Annotated in this window: 14 protein-coding genes and 1 other annotated feature; of the genes, 4 read left to right on the forward strand and 10 right to left on the reverse strand. The window is 38.2% G+C overall.

The window, feature by feature from the left end; all coding sequences use genetic code 11:
* Together AB9L17_RS19200 and asnB are read right to left on the reverse strand one after the other, a co-directional pair.
* Positions 1-1614: a putative polysaccharide biosynthesis protein gene (locus AB9L17_RS19200; RefSeq protein ID WP_083226944.1), complete on the reverse strand. Its 1614-nt coding sequence runs from the start codon at positions 1612-1614 to the stop codon at positions 1-3.
* A gap of 466 nt (positions 1615-2080) precedes the next feature.
* Entirely contained in the window at positions 2081-3928 is a 1848-nt protein-coding gene (asnB, locus tag AB9L17_RS19205) for an asparagine synthase (glutamine-hydrolyzing) (RefSeq protein WP_375199656.1), read from the reverse strand.
* 292 nt (positions 3929-4220) lie between these two features.
* On the opposite strand from asnB, the gene AB9L17_RS19210 reads away from it, so the two are divergent.
* Complete coding sequence (locus tag AB9L17_RS19210; protein WP_375199657.1) at positions 4221-4361, forward strand: hypothetical protein; 141 nt, start codon at positions 4221-4223, stop codon at positions 4359-4361.
* Positions 4362-4658: 297 nt separating this feature from the next.
* Positions 4659-5909, forward strand: coding sequence for an NAD(P)/FAD-dependent oxidoreductase (locus tag AB9L17_RS19215; RefSeq protein WP_068984038.1), 1251 nt, complete (start codon positions 4659-4661; stop codon positions 5907-5909).
* 354 nt (positions 5910-6263) lie between these two features.
* Here AB9L17_RS19215 and AB9L17_RS19220 read toward each other — a convergent pair whose 3' ends face one another.
* The 7 genes from AB9L17_RS19220 to AB9L17_RS19250 form a co-directional block, all read right to left on the reverse strand.
* Positions 6264-6956, reverse strand: coding sequence for an AIM24 family protein (locus AB9L17_RS19220; protein WP_068984039.1), 693 nt, complete (start codon positions 6954-6956; stop codon positions 6264-6266).
* A gap of 399 nt (positions 6957-7355) precedes the next feature.
* A complete protein-coding gene (locus tag AB9L17_RS19225; RefSeq protein ID WP_068984040.1) occupies positions 7356-8627 on the reverse strand; it encodes an L-lactate MFS transporter in 1272 nt (423 codons plus the stop codon).
* Between the two features lie 819 nt (positions 8628-9446).
* Positions 9447-11864, reverse strand: coding sequence for a leucine--tRNA ligase (gene leuS / locus AB9L17_RS19230; RefSeq protein WP_223556959.1), 2418 nt, complete (start codon positions 11862-11864; stop codon positions 9447-9449).
* An 87-nt stretch (positions 11865-11951) separates the two neighbouring features.
* Positions 11952-12163, reverse strand: a binding site (T-box leader).
* A gap of 129 nt (positions 12164-12292) precedes the next feature.
* On the reverse strand, positions 12293-14044 hold the full coding sequence (gene dhaK / locus AB9L17_RS19235; RefSeq protein WP_223556957.1) for a dihydroxyacetone kinase subunit DhaK: 1752 nt from the start codon (positions 14042-14044) through the stop codon (positions 12293-12295).
* 394 nt (positions 14045-14438) lie between these two features.
* A complete protein-coding gene (locus AB9L17_RS19240) occupies positions 14439-16205 on the reverse strand; it encodes a SulP family inorganic anion transporter (protein ID WP_375199658.1) in 1767 nt (588 codons plus the stop codon).
* A 44-nt stretch (positions 16206-16249) separates the two neighbouring features.
* Positions 16250-16594: an ArsR/SmtB family transcription factor gene (locus AB9L17_RS19245; protein ID WP_083226945.1), complete on the reverse strand. Its 345-nt coding sequence runs from the start codon at positions 16592-16594 to the stop codon at positions 16250-16252.
* A 170-nt stretch (positions 16595-16764) separates the two neighbouring features.
* Positions 16765-17946, reverse strand: coding sequence for an MDR family MFS transporter (locus tag AB9L17_RS19250; RefSeq protein WP_375199659.1), 1182 nt, complete (start codon positions 17944-17946; stop codon positions 16765-16767).
* Positions 17947-18353: 407 nt separating this feature from the next.
* Here AB9L17_RS19250 and AB9L17_RS19255 point away from each other — a divergent pair, with 407 nt between their 5' ends.
* Together AB9L17_RS19255 and AB9L17_RS19260 are read left to right on the forward strand one after the other, a co-directional pair.
* A complete protein-coding gene (locus AB9L17_RS19255; RefSeq protein WP_223556943.1) occupies positions 18354-19310 on the forward strand; it encodes a TIGR01212 family radical SAM protein in 957 nt (318 codons plus the stop codon).
* Positions 19307-19885, forward strand: a complete 579-nt coding sequence (locus AB9L17_RS19260; protein ID WP_223556938.1) for a tRNA (mnm(5)s(2)U34)-methyltransferase — start codon at positions 19307-19309, stop codon at positions 19883-19885. Before AB9L17_RS19255 ends, AB9L17_RS19260 begins: the two co-directional genes overlap by 4 nt.
* Before the next feature lie 394 nt (positions 19886-20279).
* On the opposite strand, the gene AB9L17_RS19265 is transcribed toward AB9L17_RS19260, so the two are convergent.
* Positions 20280-21788, reverse strand: coding sequence for an alanine/glycine:cation symporter family protein (locus AB9L17_RS19265; protein ID WP_068984048.1), 1509 nt, complete (start codon positions 21786-21788; stop codon positions 20280-20282).
* Between the last annotated feature and the right edge of the window lie 91 nt (positions 21789-21879).

Raw genomic sequence — 21879 nt, forward strand, 5'->3', positions numbered from 1 at the left:
CTATTTCAATCCCAGTTTGTTCGTAATTCTTGTCAATCGTTCACCGAGTAATTTTTGTGCTAAACCTAAGCGTAAAGACAAATAGCCATATACGGCTACACCTACTCCAGCACAAATAACAGAATAAACTAATGCGGAGAATTTACCATCTACTGGTCCCATCAATAACTCTAAAAGTTTATGAACAATTAGTACACTTACCGCCATGGCCACTGTCAAACAAGAAATAAGCATCACACGACGTATAACCATTTCTGATCTATAGTTTAGTGTTTGTCGTAGCACAAATACATTGATGATAATTGATACACTATAGCCAATAGCTGTAGCAAGAATCGCGCCATCCGCCTCCATCCAACGAATTAAAGGAATATTAATGGCTAGCTTTACTAAAATACCAGATAATAAGCTAAAGACAATCCATTTTTGGAAATCAATGCCCTGTAAAAGAGCCGCTGTTACTTGGAACAATGCAAATAAAATTGCAACAGGTGCGTAATGGGCTAAAATTGTAGCCCCCATCTCACTTTCAGAATAGAGCATAAAGTATATTTCATTTGATAACAACGAAATTCCAACTACCGCTGGCAATGTAATAAAAATTAATATTTGATATGTCTTATCCATTGCATGTCGTAGTGATAAATATTCACCTTGCGTATAATATTTTGTAATCGTCGGTACAAGAGCCATCGAAAAACCTGTAGCTAGCATTACCGGAATAATGACAACCTTATGAGTTGTAAAGTTAATCATTGATAAATAACTATCTGTCACTCCCGCTAATCCGATTGATGTCATAGCTCCGTTAAATGTTAGCATATCTACTAATTGGAATAACGGATTAGCAACGCCTACAAACACCATTGGAATCGAATACGTAATAACTTCTTTATATATGTCGGACATTGGGAGCTGCTTAGACGTAACGCTTTGGCTGCGTAGTAAATCAAATTCAGGTTGGTATTTTTTCCAATAATAATAGAGTGTCAATAACCCACCAATCGCCCCGATAAATGCAGCAAATACTGCGAAGGAGATCGCCGTTTCTGGTTGCCCATTGAAAACTACTACAACTAAGAATGAACCACCTAACAACACAACAATACGAACAATTTGCTCCACTAACTGCGAAACTGCTGTAGGCTCCATTTTGTCATAACCTTGGAAAAACCCACGCCAAAGACTCATAAATGGCACAACAATTAATGCAAAGCTAACCCAGCGCATTACTGAGGCAATTTGTTCAATCGTAAATGCCTGCTCATCACTTTTAATAACAAGACCCGCTATTGGCTTAGCTAGTATAAAGAGAGCAATAAACGCAGCAACACCAGTAATCAGCATAATCATTATGCCTGATTTCATCAGCTTACGACCTGACTGGTAATCACCCGCTGCATTGTATTTAGAAACAAACTTGGATACAGCAATTGGCGCACCCGAGATGGCTATAGCCAGCATAATCGAATAGGGAATGTATGCATATTGATAGAGGGCAATATTCTCCTCACCCACAATCGCATAAAACGGAAAAATATAAATTAATCCGAGCACCTTCGATAAAAACATCCCCATTGTTAATATCGCAGTACCTTTCATTAAATTGGACATCATACCCATCCATTCATCGTAAAATCAAGATTTTCATTATCATAACACTTAGAAAAACACTTATTAAATAATTGCTGTAAAGACCTTGCTTCGGTAGCATCCTATCTTTTTACAGGTATCTGAGTGGGTTCCCTTGCTACCCGAGTACTTTTGAGCAATTCAGGGAAACTGTTTGATTTGCAAACGCTCTCACACACAATAGCCGTCTCCTGATAGCTTAATTTCACTGATCAACAATATTCAGCAAAACTACACGAAAAGTCAACATAACCAAATATTAAATAAGTAAACCAACTGTAATCTTAACATATTTATAGAATACCGACGCATAAATACATTAAAAAGTTCTAGAAAAACACAGCTCAATCAAAAAAAATATCGATTGTGTCCTCCTTGTGGAAAGTAGAGGCCTCAAAATAATCGGTGGAGATTTAGAAAACCTCCACCGATTAAAGTTACTTCTCTATTACATGTCTACGAAAAATTGTTTATACCATACTAAAAATACATAAGCTGTCCAAATATAACGTCCACGATTCGCTTGTCCTTCATAGTGCTCATCTAGATAGCCTACTAATTGCTTTGTATCAAAGAATTCATTGGCAAAGTCAGTTGTAAACATTTCTTTTACCATCTTGTAATACTTTTCTTCACGTAGCCAGTGACGAATTGGCACTGGGAAGCCAAGTTTTGGACGCTTTGCCCATTCTTCAGGTAGTTCCTGATGCGCAGCTTGACGTAGAACATATTTCGTATCAATGTCATTTACGCGGTATCTCGATGGAATGTTTTTCGCTAATTCCATCACTTCTTTATCTAAAAATGGTACACGTAATTCGATAGAATGAGCCATACTCATTTTATCTGCTTTTAATAAAATATCACCTGGCATCCAAAGATTTAGATCAAGATACTGCATTTTAGTAACATCATCATCACCTGGTACTTCATCGTAAATACGTTTTGTAATCGATTTTACAGATGGACCATTTTTATAGTCTGGTTTTAAGACATTTAATGCATCTTCTTCATCCCACACAACCGCTTCCCCAATAAAGCGTTCTTCTACTGTTTGACCACCTTTAACAAGGAAGTGCGTGTATTGATTTTTAGGTAACACCTCTGCAATACCACGTAATGCTTTACGAATACCAAATGGGACTTTCTCATATTTTTGCATTTTGCCTGAGTTTTGATACCATGAGTAGCCACCAAAAATTTCATCTGCACCTTCACCTGAAAGTACAACTGTTACATCCTTTGAAGCTAACTCGGAAAGGAAATAAAGTGGTACTGAAGATGGATTCGATTGTGGCTCGTCCATATGCCACTGAATTTTTGGTAATGCTTCAAAACACTCATCAGCTGAAATATATTTACGCTCATTTTGAATATCTAATGTATCAGATAAATCTTTTGCTAAATTTGTTTCATTAAACATATCCTCGTAGTCAGAGAAACCAACAGAGAAGGATTTATCAGGGCGTAATAATGAAGTAATATAACTTGAATCAATACCACCTGATAAGAAAGAACCAACCTTTACATCACTTATTTGATGCGCATCTACTGATTCTCTTACTGTCGTACGAATTTCTTCTACATATTTTTCAATTGGAGCTTCTTTTGCATGGAATTTTTTATCCCAATACTGCACAATTTTCTTTTGCCCATTTTGAATAAGCATATAGTGTGCTGGTTGTAATTTGTATACACCTTTAAAGAACGTTTCGTCCATTGAAGAATATTGGAATGTCAAATAAGGACGTAGCGCATCTTTATTTAATTCTTTAATAAATGATGGGTGTGGTAAAAATGATTTAATTTCTGAACCGAAAATAAAAGTACCATCTGTTGTGTTTTCTGTATAATACAGTGGCTTAATACCAAATCCATCACGAGCGATGAATTGTAAATCATTCTTTTTATCCCAAATACAGAATGCGAACATTCCGCGAAGCTTTTTGACAAATTCTACTCCGTATTCAACATAACCATAAATAATAACTTCACTATCAGAGTGTGTTTTAAAGTTGTGACCTTTTGCAATCAAATCAGCACGTAACTCTTGGAAATTAAAAATTTCCCCATTAAATACGAGAACAATATTACCATCCGCACTATATAACGGCTGATTCGCCACGTCTGATAAGTCGATAATACTTAATCGACGGAATCCTAAAGTTACTTTATCGTCACTGTGAATCCCGCCACTGTCTGGTCCACGGTGAATAATTGTATTCATCATATTTTCGATCGTTTGATGATGATCGATCACATTTGTTCCATTAATATAGCCTATAAATCCGCACATTCTATTTTTCACCTCATAATTTAGTGCATAACCTTTACCATAATAGCATGAAAAGACATTCATTTCATGCAGACAATACAGATAAAGCAAAACTTTCATCAGTGAGGTTATTCTACACTGATTATTCATTCAACTAACTAGCGCTTTATCTCTCAATTATACTTGAATTTTCCATCTAAACTTTACACATGTAAGCTATTCACCATAACGTAGGGTTAATTTCCGTTCCGACTGAGCGCTTTGTCGCTGACGCTTTGCTTTCGCGCAGAGCAGAGCTTCCTGGGGGCGTCCGATGAGCCGCTTCGCTGCAGGGTCTCGGGGTAACAGATGTTTTTTGCGCGAAAGCGAAGCGGCAGCAGCACGATGTTTTTTGCGCGAAAGCGAAGCGACAGCAGCACGATGTTTTTTGCGCGAAAGCGTAGTGCTAACGTAGCGGCAGCAGCACCGATGTTGGTCATGAAGGCGTTATCACAGGACGTGATGGTTTTAGCCTTCGTCCCTCTATCGCTAATCCCCAAGGAGTCGCCCAGTCTCCACTACAATCAACTTATATAGCATACGTTTAACAAACGCATATCTCAAGGTTTCGGAAATAACTCTACATTAAAGTAGAAGATAAAGCATTATAAAATACTTTTGTGTTATTTTCAATGTGAAAGAAGCCCCTCTATATAGACTTCATGTATAATAGGAAAGATTCCTAATTTGAAGAGAAAGTGAGTTTTAATATATGTACGATGTTATCGTTATCGGTGGTGGCCCATCAGGTTTAATGGCCGCTGTCGCTGCTGGTGAGCGTAAAAAGAAAGTACTATTACTAGAAAAAGGGACAAAGCTCGGTAAAAAATTGGCCATTTCTGGCGGTGGTCGTTGTAATGTTACCAATCGTTTACCTGTAGAAGAAATAGTCAAGCACATACCTGGAAATGGTCGTTTTCTTTACAGTCCTTTTACGGTTTACAACAACGAAGATATTATCGCATTTTTCGAAGGACTTGGCGTTGCATTAAAAGAGGAAGATCACGGGCGTATGTTCCCCGTTTCTAATCGTGCTCAAGATGTGGTCGATGCACTTATTCGTCAACTTCAGCGGCTACATGTTGAAGTACGCTTAAACACACCAGTTAATAAGCTTCTAATGGATGAGGACAAAATTCTCGGTGTACGCCTTACAGATGGTACTGAAATTCGCAGTGAAGCCGTAATCGTTGCAGTTGGTGGAAAAGCTGTTCCACAAACAGGTTCGACAGGAGATGGTTATCCATGGGCAGAACGTGCTGGTCATACAATCACAACACTTTTCCCTACTGAGGTTCCTGTTATATCAAAAGAGGATTTTATTCAAGCTCGCGAACTACAAGGGCTAGCGTTACGAGATGTAGCTGTTTCTGTTTTAAACAAAAAGGGCAAGGTACTTATAACCCATCAAATGGATATGCTATTTACGCATTTCGGAATAAGTGGCCCTGCTGTGTTACGCTGTAGTCAATTTGTTGTTAAAGAGTTAATGAAAACAGGTTACGAGCCTGTGACAATGCGTATTCAAACACTCGTTGATTATAATGAAGAAACGTGCCTGCAATATTTAAACAGACTTATTAAAGAAGATCCTAAAAAAGCAGTGAAAAATGTTTGGAAAGGAATTGCGCCTGAACGCTGGTTGTTATTTTTATGTGAACGCGCGGATATCGATGTACAAATGACAGGCATAGAATTATCACAGGAAAAAATTCGCAACTTAGCTAGACTACTCGTCAATTTCACAATGTCGGTTAGTAGTACGCAGTCTCTTGAAAAAGCATTTGTCACTGGGGGTGGAGTTTCTGTTAAAGAGATTGAACCAAAGACAATGGCCTCGAAGAAAAAGGATGGGTTATTTTTCTGCGGAGAAATCCTTGATATTCACGGCTATACAGGTGGCTATAATATAACGTCTGCACTCGTTACAGGACGTATCGCAGGGATGAATGCAGGAATGTAAGATTACTGTATCGGGGGCTTTTATCAGCGGACTTTCGGGAGTTATCGGCGATTTTTAGGTCTTTTATCAGCGATTTCCCGCAAGTTATCAGCGATTCCGGACTTTTATCAGCGATTTCCCACAAGTTATCAGCGATTCCAGGGCTTTTATCAGCGATTTCCCGCAAGTTATCAGCGATTCCAGATCTTCTATCCATTAAAAAGAGGCTGGGACAAAAAGAGAAAATGTTAGACCGATTGTATTGGTCTAACATTTTTTTGATTCAGGAAGGAACAACCTACTCACTGAAGCGAAAAAGTTACTATCTTTTTTCGCTATTATTCAAAATAATAGCGTTTTGTCCCAGCTTCCTTTTTAGCTTTCTTTAGTCACATACACTTCCTCAAACGGTTGAATAATGACAAAGCCTTCACCTGAGAAAGCCATTTGAATGGACTCACCGCTCCCACGACCGATAAACGTACGGAAGCTAATATCTGTTTTAAATTCTGGTTTCAAATTGCCTGACCATGCTACTGTTGCATGTGGGTCCGTATAAACCGTTTCACCAGGTTTCACTAGCAAGGTAAGCGGTTCAAAATGAGTTGTAATAGCGACCTTCCCTTTTCCTTGTAACGTTACATTAAACAACCCACCTGACATGACTCCAGCCATTTTACGCATTAATTGAATATCCCATTCTATACTCGGTTCAAATGCGAGTAAGTCATTACCATTGACACAAATACTTTCACCCTTTAAATCGAAGATTGTTACTTTTTTTCCTTGATCGGCTAAGTACAGTCGCCCTTTCCCATTCGCTTTCATAAGTTGTGTACCTTCGCCTGTTAATGCCTTTTTAAACATTTTACCTAATCCATGCTCCAACACACGCTCACGCTCAAACTTAATATCGCCTATGTAGGAAATCATTGCGCCCATTTTTGACCATACTTCACCATCTAGATTGACCTCTAATACACGTTCAGTTTCTAACTCGAAATATTCATTTTCGTTGTCGTCCTGTTGTGTTTTATTGACAAATTCATCTAATGAAAATTTACCCATTCCAATTCCTCCCTTTTTTATCTTATATACGTTTAAACTAATGAAAAGATTCAATTCATTTTAATTCCTCTTGAATTTCGCACTCTAACTAAACTTACAAACTTATGCATTAACGGTTGTTCCTAAATATTTCTGACAAATACATCCCCATTTTTAGGTCCCCCATTAAAGATTGATTCATGAGCCTTGCATTTACTTTTCGTTGCAAAAATTCTCTTTTGGTAGCGAAATCACTTTATTTCCTGTAATGATATTGACATCAGACAACAGCTGTTATACATTAAAAAAAGATTAATCAAGTGTTATATAACAACTACTACAAAAAAAGACCATACAAGCGTCATGTGCGAAATGACACTCATATGGCGAATACTTTCAAGTGCGAATTGAAAGTAAAATTTATCGTGTAGCAGAGACGTCTCCAACCTTTTGAGAAGCTTCTTTTAATGCAGTTTGTTTACGTACATCGGCACGTAAAGTTATTGAAATTATTAATGAGGCTGCAATTAATCCTGTAAACACATAGAATACTGGAATATAGCTTCCATAAGCATTTTTAATTGCGCTTACTAAAAGTGGTCCAAAAACTCCACCTAATGACCATGTTGTTAATAAATAACCATGAATAACACCAAGTTGCTTCGTACCGAATAAATCACTTGCAAATGCAGGTAAATTCGAGAAACCTCCACCATAGCAACTAACAACTAAGAAAATAAGTGCTTGGAAAATAATAGCGTTTGTTGTATATGGTAAGACGATAAATGTAACTAGCTGTATGATAAAGAAAATTACAAAGACGTTCGAACGACCAATATAGTCAGACACAGCAGCCCATACTAAACGACCACCACCATTAAATAATCCCATTACTCCTACCATTGCTGCGGCTCCCGCAACTGATAATCCTACAATTTCCTGAGCCATTGGAGATGCAACAGAAATCATCATAATCCCTGCTGTTACGTTTACTAAATGCATCGCCCATAGCATCCAGAAATGCTTAGTTCTTACAGCTTCACGCGCTGACATGACAGCTAAATCTTTTTTCACAACTTCTTTACCATTGTTTGCAGCAGCCTTCATATTCGCTGGCATATAACCAGGTGCAGGCGGCACTATATATAAAGCCCCTAAAATCATTAACGTGAAATAACTTGCCCCTAAAATGAAGTACGTTGTAGAAATCCCCACAGCCTCCATTAAGTTAGCTGCGACAGGCGCTGTAATGAGTGCCCCTGATCCAAACCCAAGTACAGCCATACCTGTTGCCAAACCACGACGGTCTGGGAACCATTTAACTAATGTCGATACAGGTGAAATATAACCAATACCCATACCCAATCCACTTAGTAAACCATATGTTAACCAGTACATTGTTACGGAATCCATTTCAATCGCTAGACCAGCACCAGCTTGTCCTGCCCCAAATAGAACAGCTGCTATCATTGCAGATTTACGTGGCCCCATTTTCTCTACTAAGCTACCAAATAATGCTGCGGAAGAACCCGCAAGCCCCATCATTATTGTAAAGGCAACCGTTACGTTTGTTTCACTCCATCCCATCTCTGTGACAATCGGTAGCTTATATACACTGTATGCATATGCTCCACCGATCGAAAGATGAATAGCGATTGCGGATAATGCAATTAACCATCTATTTTTATTCATAAATTCTCTTTTCTCCCCTCTTTTGCTACCTGTGAAAGTTTTATGAACGTCCATGTAAAACAATTTACCATTTAGAATTATTCAAATGCAAGATGTTTTTCAAAAAAATATTATTTCCCCAAAAAGTTTTTTATTTTTCACCCTTGTTATATTACATCGAAAACCCTACAACCTCTAAGTAAATAGCTGTTTATTAAAGGAAAACCACAACACTTTTTAGCTAATATTACTTTTCCACACTATTACCGCAGCTCATAAAAATTATTCTAATATAATTAAATTTGTGCATATTTTCACATTCAAACAATGTATAGTTCATATTTTTCTGACTCACTTATTTTTTTCGCCCTTCTCATAAATCATAATCGAATATTAAATAGGTAGAAATATTAAGAATAAAAGAGAATTTTAAAACCTAAACAAAAGAAATTTACCACACAAAAAGAAACCAAAAAATTATATTAAATGATATTTTTAACTTTTATTAAATTTCCACTTCAATAAACCAAATCCATATTGTGCATATTTCAAGTTAGATGATCAGTACCTATTCATTTTTATTATTCAAATATATATATTTTCTTTCAATAGGAATTGTGTCATCCTTATTTAACTATGGCTAGTGATGTTATTTAAACCTAAAAGCAACTATTCCAATTAGTTTTCATCAAATACATTTGTTATAGCGCGCAAGTGAAAATTTTACTTTTTAACTAATATTGGCTCACTACTACAACGGTGGTTATGGTCGTATCGATATCCCAGTTGGTTTCAGTATAAAAGAAAAAAGTGCCCAAATTTTGGACACTTTTATCATAATTATTTAACTACGATGTTAACAAGCTTGCCTGGGATAACAATGATTTTTACTAAGTCTTTGCCTGCCATATACTCTTGTACTTTGTCATCTGCAAGTGCTACTTTTTCGATTTCCTCTTTTGAAGCATCTTTTGCTACGATGATTTTGGCACGTACTTTGCCGGCAACCTGAACTGCGACTTCCACTTCATCATCAACAAGTTTAGACTCGTCATATGTTGGCCATTGCTCATATGAAAGTGTTGCATCATGACCTAATAGCTGCCATAGTTCCTCCGCAACGTGTGGAACCATTGGAGCTAGCATCTTCACAAAGCCTTCTGCGTAAGCTGTCGGAATAACATCCGCTTTGTAGCAGTCGTTAATGAATACCATCATTTGTGAAATAGCTGTATTAAAGCGAATACCTTCATAATCCTCTGTCACTTTTTTTACAGTTTGATGGTACGATTTTTCAAGTGTTTTATCATCAGAAGCTTGGATTTTCGCAGCGATTGTTCCACCTTCTTCATTGATAAATAGACGCCAAATACGATCTAAGAAGCGACGTGCTCCGTCCAAACCATTTGTTGACCATGCAACAGATGCTTCAAGTGGACCCATGAACATTTCATAGAGACGTAAAGTATCAGCGCCGTGTGAAGAAATGATTTCATCAGGGTTCACAACATTGCCTTTTGATTTAGACATTTTTTCATTACCTTCACCAAGAATCATCCCTTGGTTAAATAATTTATGGAATGGCTCTTTCGTGTGTACAACACCTAAATCGTATAGTACTTTGTGCCAGAAGCGAGCGTATAGTAAGTGTAATACAGCATGCTCAGCCCCACCGATATAAATATCAACTGGTAACCAGCGTTTTAGTAACTCAGGGTCTGCAATTGCTTCTTTATTTGTTGGGTCAATATAACGTATGAAGTACCAGCTAGAACCTGCCCATTGTGGCATCGTGTTCGTTTCGCGACGACCTTTTTTGCCTGTTTCAGGGTCAACAACATTTACCCATTCAGAAATATTTGCTAGTGGAGATTCACCAGTACCTGAAGGACGAATATTATCTGTTTTTGGTAGCACTAATGGTAATTCGGATTCTGGTACTGGCGTCGTTGTACCATCTTCCCAATGAATCATAGGAATTGGCTCTCCCCAGTAACGTTGACGAGAGAATAACCAGTCGCGAAGACGGTAAGAGATTTTCTTCTCCCCTACGCCTTTTTCCTCAAGCCATTCAATTGCCTTAGCAATACCGTCCTCTTTGTTTAAGCCATCAAGGAAGTCAGAGTTAATGTGCTTACCATCACCTGTGAATGCCTCTTTGCTTATGTCGCCGCCTTCAAGCACAGCAGTAATTTCTAAGCCAAATTCTGTTGCGAATTCATAGTCACGTTCATCATGTGCTGGAACTGCCATAATTGCGCCAGTACCGTATGATGCTAATACGTAGTCCGCAATCCAAATCGGCATTTTTTTGCTGTTAATAGGATTAACTGCGTAGGCACCAGTAAATACGCCAGTTTTTTCTTTCGCTAAATCTGTACGCTCTAAATCAGATTTCATTTTTACTTTTTCTAAATAAGCTTCTACAGCTTGGCGTTGTTCAGCAGTTGTAATTTGCTCCACTAATTTATGCTCAGGCGCAAGAACACAGTATGTAGCACCAAATAATGTATCAGGACGAGTTGTAAACACTGTGAAGTTTTCATCTGTACCATCAATGCTAAATGTTACTTCTGCACCCTCAGAGCGACCAATCCAGTTACGTTGCATATCTTTAATAGACTCTGGCCAATCAACTTCCTCTAAGTCGTCGATTAAACGATCTGCATAGGCAGTAATTTTAAGCATCCATTGCTTCATCGGACGACGTTCTACTGGATGACCACCACGCTCTGACTTTCCATCAATAACCTCTTCGTTTGCAAGTACTGTTCCAAGTGCTGGGCACCAGTTTACAGCCACTTCATCTACATACGCTAAGCCTTTTTTATAAAGTTGGATAAAAATCCACTGTGTCCATTTATAATATTCTGGGTCTGTAGTGTTAATTTCGCGATCCCAATCATAGCTAAATCCTAGCTCTTGAATTTGACGCTTAAATGTCGCAATATTTTTCGCTGTAAATTCTGCTGGGTCATTCCCTGTATCAAGTGCATATTGCTCTGCTGGTAAACCAAATGCATCCCACCCCATTGGATGTAGAACATTATAGCCTTGCATGCGTTTAAAGCGTGAAAGGATGTCTGTCGCTGTATAACCTTCCGGGTGTCCTACGTGAAGACCTGCGCCTGATGGGTATGGGAACATATCTAACGCATAAAATTTTGGTTTATCCGTTTCATTTTCAGTTTTGAAAGTTTTATTATCGGCCCAATATTGCTGCCACTTTTTTTCGATTTGTAGATGATTAAAACTCACGATTTTTCCTCCTTCGAATTTGTAATATTACTCTTCATAATAATTGACAAAATATTTAAAAAATAAAAAAACTCGCCCCTTTCTGTAGAAAGGGACGAGAGAATTCGTATCTCCCGCGGTACCACCCAAATTAGTGATCACACTCGGCTTTAGCTTCCTTAACGCGGAAGGAACGGCACGCGTTGTTTCACGCGGGCAGACTCAGAAGGCGAGTTCAATTTGCTTTCCTACTAGCTCCCACCAACCGCTAGCTCTCTTAAAAGAAACACAAATTTACTATTCCTCATCACTGTCTTTTCATGTATTGCATTTATTCTAATGGAAAGTACTGAAAAGCACAAGGCTTTGTTTACATACTACCCATTATTGAACAATTCAATCCCAAAAGGTAGCAATACCCGAAATACATTGTGTCCATAGAGCTCGCATTATTTTAAACTATGAGAAAGCTCCGTAAAAATAACCCCTAGCGCATATGCACCAGCATCCGGATATCCTAGGCTTCTTTCACCAACTGTACCCGCACGACCCATTCGAGCAACAATTTCTTTTGTATATTCCGCTCCTTTAACAGCAGCCTCTGCCCCGTTTTCAAAAGCTGTTTTAATATCCGTACCATCTGCAGCGCTTTCTAACCAAGCATTTACACAAGGTACAAACGCATCTACAAGCGTTTTATCGCCTACCTCTGCTCCTCTTCCGAAAGAGTGCTCACCGACAGACTGTATACCTTTTAGTGTAGCTTGTAACATTTCAGCAAACTCTCCGACTGTTAATGCCATTTTTTCTTCTACAGCTTTACTTGCAGCTCGGAAAGCTCCGCCCCAAATTGGACCAGAAGCTCCTCCGCAATGTTCCATAATTATCATCGAACACGCATCCAGGAAAGTTCCAATATTTAAATGTTCTTGATTTAGAATCGAGCTCCATCCTCGTTTCAATTGCTTAAATCCTTTAGCGACACTCATCCCGAAATCGCCATCACCTGCATGGGTATCCAATTCGCAGAAAGGCACTTCGTTCTTGATAATAATTTCGCTCATTTTATCTACGAGATAAATTATATTGTTTAATGTGATTACCTCATTTTTGATGATAGCGTGTTCTTCCTCTGTTTCCGTCTCAAAGAAAACTCGCTTCTCTTCTACGTGATCATTAATATCTACGTATTCTACACTCTCAACCGGTCCATCTACCTTAAATGCAGGCGTATTACATTCTTTCGATAGTAATGCTTTCAGCTCATCATCTAGTTTCATTACTGTTAGAGAAATCCCAGCCATATCAATACTTGTCATGTAATTGCCGACAAACGTTCTATTGATTCGAATATTACTTTTACTCAACTCTCTAGTAACTGCATTGTTAAACAGATAAAGTTCTTGCAGAGGTGTACCACCAAATCCATTTATTAGGATAGCAATTTCATCCTCTTCAACTAGTCCTAAATCTTTCATAAGGTCATTTGTCATGCGGAAGGCTAATTCATCTGCGGTCATCATTTTTTCACGTTTTCTTCCTGGCTCTCCATGAATACCGACACCATATTCCATCTCATCTTCACCCAATTTGAAAGTTGGTGATCCACTAGCTGGCACCGTACAGGAAGTTAGTGCTAGACCAATTGTTCGAACATTTGCCGCTGCTTTTTCCGTCACAGCTTTGACCTGCATTAAATCCATACCTTCTTCTGCAGCTGCACCAGCGATTTTATGTACTAACACAACTCCCGCAACACCGCGTCGTCCTACTGTATAAAGACTATCTTCTACTGCAATATCATCATCTACGCGGACATACTCTACTTGAATGCCATCCTCAGAAGCTAATTGAGCACCATTTTTAAAGTTCATAATATCTCCGCTATAATTTTTAATAATAAGCAGTGTACCTTTTTTGCTAGCTGTTGCTTTAATTGCTTGATATACCTGTATTTGTGAAGGAGAAGCAAAGACGTCACCGCATACTGCAGCGTCCAACATCCCTTTTCCGACTAACCCCGCATGTGCCGGTTCATGTCCACTACCGCCACCGCTAATTAAAGTTACCTTATTCTCATTCATTTCTTTTTTCTTAATTACTTTATATATTTTTAACAACTCAAGTTCTGGATGAGCCATAACCATCCCATTGCACATTTCCATAACGAGTGTTTCAGGTGAATTCATAATTTTCTTCATTTTTATTCCTCCTCTGTAAGCTTTGTTACATTCTTTGCAGCCTATTTCGTATCCATACTTCTATAATTATTCACAGGAGATTCCTGCTATGATATGATTCCTATTATTTGAAAGCATATTCTTAATGATTATAGTAAAATGAAAGCGTTTTATCGTAGAAGGACAAAATGAACAATTTGCCTAAAGACACTCACCCTTCATTAACGAATATAATTGCGGGGATGACTATAATGACCTCTCAGGCAGTTCATCTCCCACCTAACTTCTTTGCTTTCGCTAGATTTTGAGGTAGGAGACTTGTACCTAATGCTTCGCTTTCAATAAGATAAATTACTGCCCGTTAGGTTGGGATAAAGTGAAATTTTAATCGGTGGGGATTCTTCATCCCCACCGATTAGTCTTCACCAATCAGGCAGCTAGGGGCAGTTACTTTATTTACTGTCCCTTTATCGCGAGATAATTCCTGACATTCACGGAAAGCAAAGTGCTTACACCCGATACATTTATTTATATCTAAATAGCTTAAAGCTTTATTAATTGCTTCTCCTGTATGCGGATAGAAATTATCCTCACCAATCTCATCATATAAGCCATTGTTTTGTAATGCTAATTTCAATTCATCTTGAACACCTGTAACTAAAATAGTTTCACCCTGGGCTTTAAAATTCCGGACGAAATTACCAAAATATGTCTCACCTGTTGTATCCAAAAAGGGCACTTTACTCATACGTAATATCAAAACTTTTTTTTGTTGTTGAACGGAACCTACAATTGCCTCCTCAAAATTTTGAGCTGCGCCAAAGAAAAGAGGACCCTCAATTGTATAAATACTAATTTGTGGACAGTCACGCTTCTGATGAACTACATGTGATTGTACCTTCCCACTCTCTTTCGAATGATCCGGTAATACCTTTGTTACTACAAGCTTTTCGCTCATACGCTTTGCAAATAATACAACGGCTAACACAAGCCCCACCTCTACAGCTAATGTTAAGCTTGTGAAAACAGTCAGTAAAAACGTAATCATCAAGACCAGGGAATCTCCTGATTTCAATTTAAGGATTTGCGCAAAATGTTTTTGCTCACTCATATTCCAAGCTACAACCATTAAAACTGGCGCCATACTAGCCAATGGGATATGTGAAGCAACTGGTGCTAATAATAATAAAGTGACTAATACAAATACGCCATGGATAACACCTGACATTGGTGATGCTGCACCTGTTTTAATATTTGTCGCAGTACGGGCAATAGCACCCGTTGCAGGAATCCCCCCAAATAAAGGCGTTACAATATTAGCAATCCCTTGACCAATAAGTTCTCGGTTACTATTATGTTTTGTATTTGTCATCCCATCCGCTACTACCGCTGATAGAAGGGATTCAATTCCACCAAGCATAGCAATCACAAATGCTGGGCCAATAAGTAGCTGAATTCGCTCGAATGTGATTTCTGGAATTGCAAAATCCGGTAATGTATTTGGAATTACTCCATAGGCTGTTGCTATTGTGGCCACTTGTCCAGAAAAAAAGAACGTTGCAACAAGTGTAGAAACAACAATGCCTGCTAACGCCGCAGGTACTTTAGGTAAAACTTTCGGTGTAATTAATATAATGACAAGACTAATAATTGCCGTTAAAACACTATAAAAACTTGTAGTATTAATATGCGTAACAATTTCTTTTATATTGTCAATAAAATACTCATGATTTTTAACATTTTTCAAACCCAAGAAATTGGCAATTTGACCTGTAAAAATACTAACAGCAATTCCAGCTGTAAAACCTATCGTCACGGGACGTGGGATAAATTTTATTAATGAGCCTAGTTTAAAAATACCCATTAAGCACAACATAACCCCGGCCATTAATCCAGCAATTAGTAAGTTTTCATAGCCATACGAAATGACGATCCCTAGCAGAATTGGCACAAACGCCCCTGTAGGTCCCCCAATTTGATATTTCGACCCACCAAAAATAGAAATAAGTATACCAGCAATAAAAGCTGTATATATGCCATACTCGGGTTTAACGCCTGACGCAATGGCAAAGGACATTGCAAGTGGTATTGCCACAATCCCGACAATAATCCCTGATATTAAATCTTTCTTTAAGTGATGAATAGAATACCCTTCATATCTCCCCGTAAACAGTGACTTCATCTATAAATCTTCCCTTCAAAAAGGTAAATGTTTCATAATAAACGCTACATATCCTCTTCATTTTCGTTAATAGCCATCTCTTCTAATCTTGTAATTGTATTTATTAAGTGATTGTTGAAAATATCCTTTGCTATACTAAGTAATTCAACAATCATCGGATCACTTAAAGAATAGTAAACTTTTTTACCCTCTTTCATCCCATACACGATATTTTTCCCTCGTAATACACTTAATTGCTGAGAAACAGCTGAGCCCTCTTTTTCTAAGCAGCTTTGAATCTCGTTGACACTTTTTTTACCATCAACTAGTAATTCCAATATTCTGATTCGTAATGGATGTGCTAAAGCTTTAAAAAAATCTGCCTTAAATTGTTGTAAGCTCTCTTCCACATAGATCCCTCCACGGAACTTCATCTTTACATATTCAAATATTTGAATATGTATGATTGATTCTACGCTACAATATCTTTACTTTCAAGAGTAAACATTAAAAAACGAGCAAAAAACGTGTCTCCCACACAGTTTTTGCTCGTTTCCGGAATTTTTTTGTTAAATTTAACCTATTGATCTGTCACTGTTTTATTCTTTCGTAAAGGATAATCATAGATAAGACATGGAATAATCGCAAACAATACTATAATTACTAGGATTAATACGAGTACAATCATGCCAAACTGATCGACCATAATACCACCAAATAGAGGACCTATCATACGACCTGCTGTTGCCGCACTATTGATAATCCCTTGATAAAAGCCCTGACGTCCTTTTGGTGCAAGCTGATTGGCGATGGTAGGTAAAGCGGGCGTATAAAACATTTCGCCAAACGTTAACACAACCATGGCGGCAGCAAACATTTTAAAATCACTAGCAAAGGCAATAATTCCAAAAGATAATGCGATAAGGACAATACCAAATACTAATTGCCGCTTCAATTTATTTTCCCAACGCTTCACTAATGGTGCAATTAACGGCTGCCCTAAAACAATAAGCAGGCCATTAATAGTCCAAAGTAAGCTGTACTGTTTCAATCCTAATCCTAGATCTTGCGTATAAGAAGAAATAGTTGCACTCCATTGTGAATAAGCTAGCCAGCATAGCACAGAGGATGAACTTACAATTAATAACGCATAAAACGGTGCTTTATTAATAATTCGTTTACTTTCACTTACTACATTTTTCGGTGCAATGCTACCTTCTTCTAATCGTTTAAAAGTAAATAACGCTATAAAAAAGAACAAAATATACATGACTAAGTTGACCTTAAATACATAGTCAAACTGGTAATCAGCAACAACCCCGGCAAGTGCAGGTCCAATTGCCACTCCTAAATTTTGAGCTAAATAAATGGCGTTAAAGGCCTTCCGTCCACCCTCAGGCCACGCAGTTCCAGCTAAAGCAAACATTCCAGGGAATACGATACCTCCACTAAAGCCAAGTATCGTTAAGAACCATACATAATGTGGCCATCCGTGCCAAATCGTTAAACCAATTAATGAGGCAATCGTCAAAAGAATGCCAAACATTATTGATTTATAGCCCCCTATTCTATCAAATAAATAACCACCTAATAGATTTCCCAATACGCCAGCAGCAGAATTCAACATCAACACAAAGCCAGCCATCGCAAGCGACTTCCCTAAATGATCGTGCAAGTAAATGGCGTTTAAAGGCCATAAAAAAGAGTTGCCCGTTGTGTTCACAAGCATTCCGATAATTAAAAACCACACACTTTTTGGCATAGAATGACCTCCATTATTTCGATACTCTAAATAGTTAGTTTATGTTGAAAAATACAAAAGCACAAGAAAAATAATTTTACTCTTTTTACATAGACTTAAGAATGCTTTTAATGCAGGTGTTTTTAGTGTAGGTTACGTAAAGCCCTCTATGATTTGCGCTTGTGGATGTCCTTTTCGCTCAGCTATCACCACGATTCACTCCGGTCATTATCCTTTTCGCTCGGCTACCACCATGATTCGCTCCGGTCATTATCCATCGCTCGGCTACCCCATCCATTTGCACCAGTCGTCTTATTTTTTCGCTCAGCTCTCCCAGTATTAAATAGTAAAGTCCTTAATAATAAATTCTTACCTCATGACGGAACCATTGACACATGATAAAATATAGTGTTAGAGGAGTGAAATAAATGACAGAAACAAACTTTCCTTTTCCTTCAGACGGGAAAAGATATTATACATGGAATCGCTATTTACGTGAGCAATTTGGTCATAAAGTTTTTAAAGTAGCGCTTGATGCAGGTTTTGACTGCCCAAACCGTGATGGTACAGTTGCCTTTGGAGGCTGTACGTTTTGTAGTGCAGCAGGTTCTGGTGATTTTGCCGGCAACAAAGTGGATCCGATCGAGGTGCAATTTGCTGAAATCCGTGACAAAATGCATCAAAAATGGAAGGACGGCAAATACATGGCCTATTTCCAGGCATATACAAATACACATGCACCACTACCAGTATTAAAGGAAAAATTTGAGGCAGCTCTGGCCCAAGAGGGTGTTGTTGGATTATCCATTGCAACTCGCCCAGACTGTTTGCCAGATGATGTTGTCGAGTATTTAGCTGAATTAAACGAACGCACATATTTATGGATTGAACTAGGACTTCAAACTGTGCATGAAAAAACAGCAAATCTCATAAATCGTGCCCACGATTATGCAACATATGTAGAAGGTGTTGAAAAGCTACGGAAGCATGGTATTCGTGTATGCTCGCATATTATTAATGGCCTTCCTCTTGAAGACTATGACATGATGATGGAAACTGCTCGCGAGGTAGCAAAGCTTGATGTACAAGGCATTAAAATTCATTTACTGCACCTTTTAAAAGGCACGCCTATGGTTAAGCAATATGAAAAGGGTATGTTAGAATTTTTAGATCAGGAGGTTTACACAAAGCTAGTAGCAGATCAACTTGAAATTCTACCACCAGATATGGTTATTCATCGTATCACAGGCGATGGACCAATTGATTTAATGATTGGTCCGATGTGGAGTGTTAATAAATGGGAAGTATTAAATGGAATTGATGCTGAACTTGAACGCCGCGGAAGCTGGCAAGGGAAATTTTATAAAGCTGAGGTTGCGAAATGAAGCTACAACGCGTTTTACAATATGCTCAACAGCTAATAAAGGATACAGTTGCCGATGGAGATACTGTGGTGGATGCAACTGCAGGAAACGGCCATGACACATTGTTTTTAGCACAACTTGTCGGTGATGAAGGTCAAGTCTACGCCTTTGATGTTCAAAAGAGCGCAGTCGATGCAACTCTCCATCGGCTTTTAGATAATGGCTTAGAGCATCGTGCACTTGTTTTACACAGGGGACATGAAGAAATAGCCAAATATGTACACAAACAAGTAGCTGCTGCAATTTTTAATCTTGGTTATTTGCCTGGTAGTGATCATGACATTATTACAAAGCCAAATACTACGATACAAGCACTTCAGGATTTGTTAAAATTGCTCAAAGTCGGTGGTCTTATAGTCCTTGTCATTTATCACGGTCATCCGGGTGGCAAGGAAGAACGTGATACAGTGATAGAATATGTCAGTCAACTTCCCCAAAAATATGTACATGTATTAAAATACGAGTTTCTAAATCAACAAAATGATCCACCCTTTGTTATTGCTTTAGAAAAAATGAAAGATTACCCTTTAATCTAATCCATTTACGCCCGAAATAAGATAAGTATTTCGGGCTTTTTTTGAGGCTTCTCACCATAACGTGGAGTTGATTTCCTTTCCGACTGGGCGCTTTGCCGCTGTCGCTTCGCTTTCGCACAGATAAAACATTTGCCGCTGCCGCTTCGCTTTCGCACAGAGCAAAGCTTCCTAGGGGCGTCCGATGAGCCGCTTGGGCCGACACGATGTTGGTCTCGAAGGCGTTATCACAGGACGTGATGGTTTTAGCCTTCGTTCCTCTATCGCTAATCCCCAAGGAGTCGCCCAGTCGTAACGAAGATCACCTTACTCAGAACCACCAGGATTTTATTTTATAAAAAATAAAAAGCTATCTAATAGAATATTAGAATCTATTAGATAGCTTTTTCTTTATTATCTATTTATTTTTACGTTTTTCATTATAATCTATCCAGAAATCTGCACCTTTAATTCCTAGTTTACGAGGATCAAAAACAGGATCTTTTCCTTCCTTTTTCTGTTTCTCATAATCCTTTAATGCAACAATTGCAGGTTTCATAATAATTAAAATTGCTAAAACATTAATCCAAACCATTAGGCCCAGCCCAACATCCCCCATTGCCCAAGCTAGGTCAGATGTGCGGATAGTACCGTAGAACGAAGCAATTAAAATAGCAAATTTTGCAATCCAAATGACGACTTTTTCTGTAGCTCCTGAGAATAGATAAGCCACATTTGTTTCGGCAATGTAGTAATATGCCATAATTGTCGTAAAAGCAAAGAAGAATAATGCAATCGCTACGAATGGACCACCAAAGCCTGGTAGTGAAGAGTCAACTGCATATTGTGTGTATGCTGCACCTTCTTTAATACTTTTCGCAAATGTTATTTGTTCATCCCCAGTTAATCCGTCATTATTGAATTCACCAGTATAAATAAATGAATCCGTACCTTCTGCAGCTTTTTCATCCTGTACATTATACATTCCAGTAAATAAAATCATAAATGCTGTAGCTGAACAGATTAATAATGTATCAATATATACAGAAGCCGCTTGCACGATTCCTTGTTTAGCAGGGTGTGATACTTCTGCTGCTGCAGCTGGATGCGCCCCTGTCCCTTGACCGGCCTCATTTGAATAAATTCCGCGTTTAACACCCCATGCAATAGCGGATCCAATTATACCACCAAAGATTTCTTGTGCACCAAATGCGCTAGAAAAAATTAATGCAATTACAGATGGTACTTCTTCAATATTCATTACAATAATGATAAGGGCCATAAGAATATAAGCTAACGCCATAAAAGGTACTATAATCTGTGCAGCGTTGGCAATCCATTTAACCCCACCGATAATAATGGCACCTAGTAATACGGCAATAATAAGTCCTGTAATCCAAGTTTCAATATTAAAAGCGTTTTCAACAGCTGTCGCAATTGCATTCGATTGAACACCCGGCATCAAGATTAACATTGCAGCTAATGCGGCAATAGCAAAAATAACTGCAAACCACTTTTGCCCCATTCCCTTTTCTATGTAATATGCGGGTCCGCCACGATATTCTGTATCTTTCTCTTCTTTATAAATTTGAGCCAATGTCGACTCAACGTAAGCAGTTGCCGCACCGATAAAGGCGATTGCCCACATCCAAAAAACAGCTCCAGGTCCCCCCATCCCGATTGCTGTAGCAGTACCGGCTATATTACCTGTACCTACTCGACCAGATAATGCGATAGACATCGCCTGAAAGGATGAAATCCCCTTATCCGATTTTTCACCTTTAAACATTAAAACAAACATATCTTTGAAGTGTCTTACTTGTAGGAATCGTGTAATGATTGAAAAAAAGAGTCCAATCAATAAGATACCGTAAATAAACCATGGTCCCCATAAAATGTCATTCAATATTCCAACAATTGCTTCCATCTTACCCCTCCAATTTTGAAATGTTACTTTAAGTCATTATAGTATTACACTTTTCAGAAAATTACAACATTATCTTTGGAGATTATTTACC

This window comes from Lysinibacillus sp. RS11 (assembly GCF_042019215.1).
GTDB lineage: Bacteria > Bacillota > Bacilli > Bacillales_A > Planococcaceae > Lysinibacillus > Lysinibacillus xylanilyticus_A.

What these genes read in the sequence shown, in the direction of transcription:
- AB9L17_RS19200 (WP_083226944.1), bottom strand. Translation starts at nt 1,614, where the DNA reads ATGTCCAATTTAATGAAAGGTACTGCGATATTAACAATGGGGATGTTT.
- asnB (WP_375199656.1), bottom strand. Translation starts at nt 3,928, where the DNA reads ATGTGCGGATTTATAGGCTATATTAATGGAACAAATGTGATCGATCAT.
- AB9L17_RS19210 (WP_375199657.1), top strand. Translation starts at nt 4,221, where the DNA reads ATGAGCCGCTTCGCTGCAGGGTCTCGGGGTAACAGATGTTTTTTGCGC.
- AB9L17_RS19215 (WP_068984038.1), top strand. Translation starts at nt 4,659, where the DNA reads ATGTACGATGTTATCGTTATCGGTGGTGGCCCATCAGGTTTAATGGCC.
- AB9L17_RS19220 (WP_068984039.1), bottom strand. Translation starts at nt 6,956, where the DNA reads ATGGGTAAATTTTCATTAGATGAATTTGTCAATAAAACACAACAGGAC.
- AB9L17_RS19225 (WP_068984040.1), bottom strand. Translation starts at nt 8,627, where the DNA reads ATGAATAAAAATAGATGGTTAATTGCATTATCCGCAATCGCTATTCAT.
- dhaK (WP_223556957.1), bottom strand. Translation starts at nt 14,044, where the DNA reads ATGAAGAAAATTATGAATTCACCTGAAACACTCGTTATGGAAATGTGC.
- AB9L17_RS19240 (WP_375199658.1), bottom strand. Translation starts at nt 16,205, where the DNA reads ATGAAGTCACTGTTTACGGGGAGATATGAAGGGTATTCTATTCATCAC.
- AB9L17_RS19250 (WP_375199659.1), bottom strand. Translation starts at nt 17,946, where the DNA reads ATGCCAAAAAGTGTGTGGTTTTTAATTATCGGAATGCTTGTGAACACA.
- AB9L17_RS19255 (WP_223556943.1), top strand. Translation starts at nt 18,354, where the DNA reads ATGACAGAAACAAACTTTCCTTTTCCTTCAGACGGGAAAAGATATTAT.
- AB9L17_RS19260 (WP_223556938.1), top strand. Translation starts at nt 19,307, where the DNA reads ATGAAGCTACAACGCGTTTTACAATATGCTCAACAGCTAATAAAGGAT.
- AB9L17_RS19265 (WP_068984048.1), bottom strand. Translation starts at nt 21,788, where the DNA reads ATGGAAGCAATTGTTGGAATATTGAATGACATTTTATGGGGACCATGG.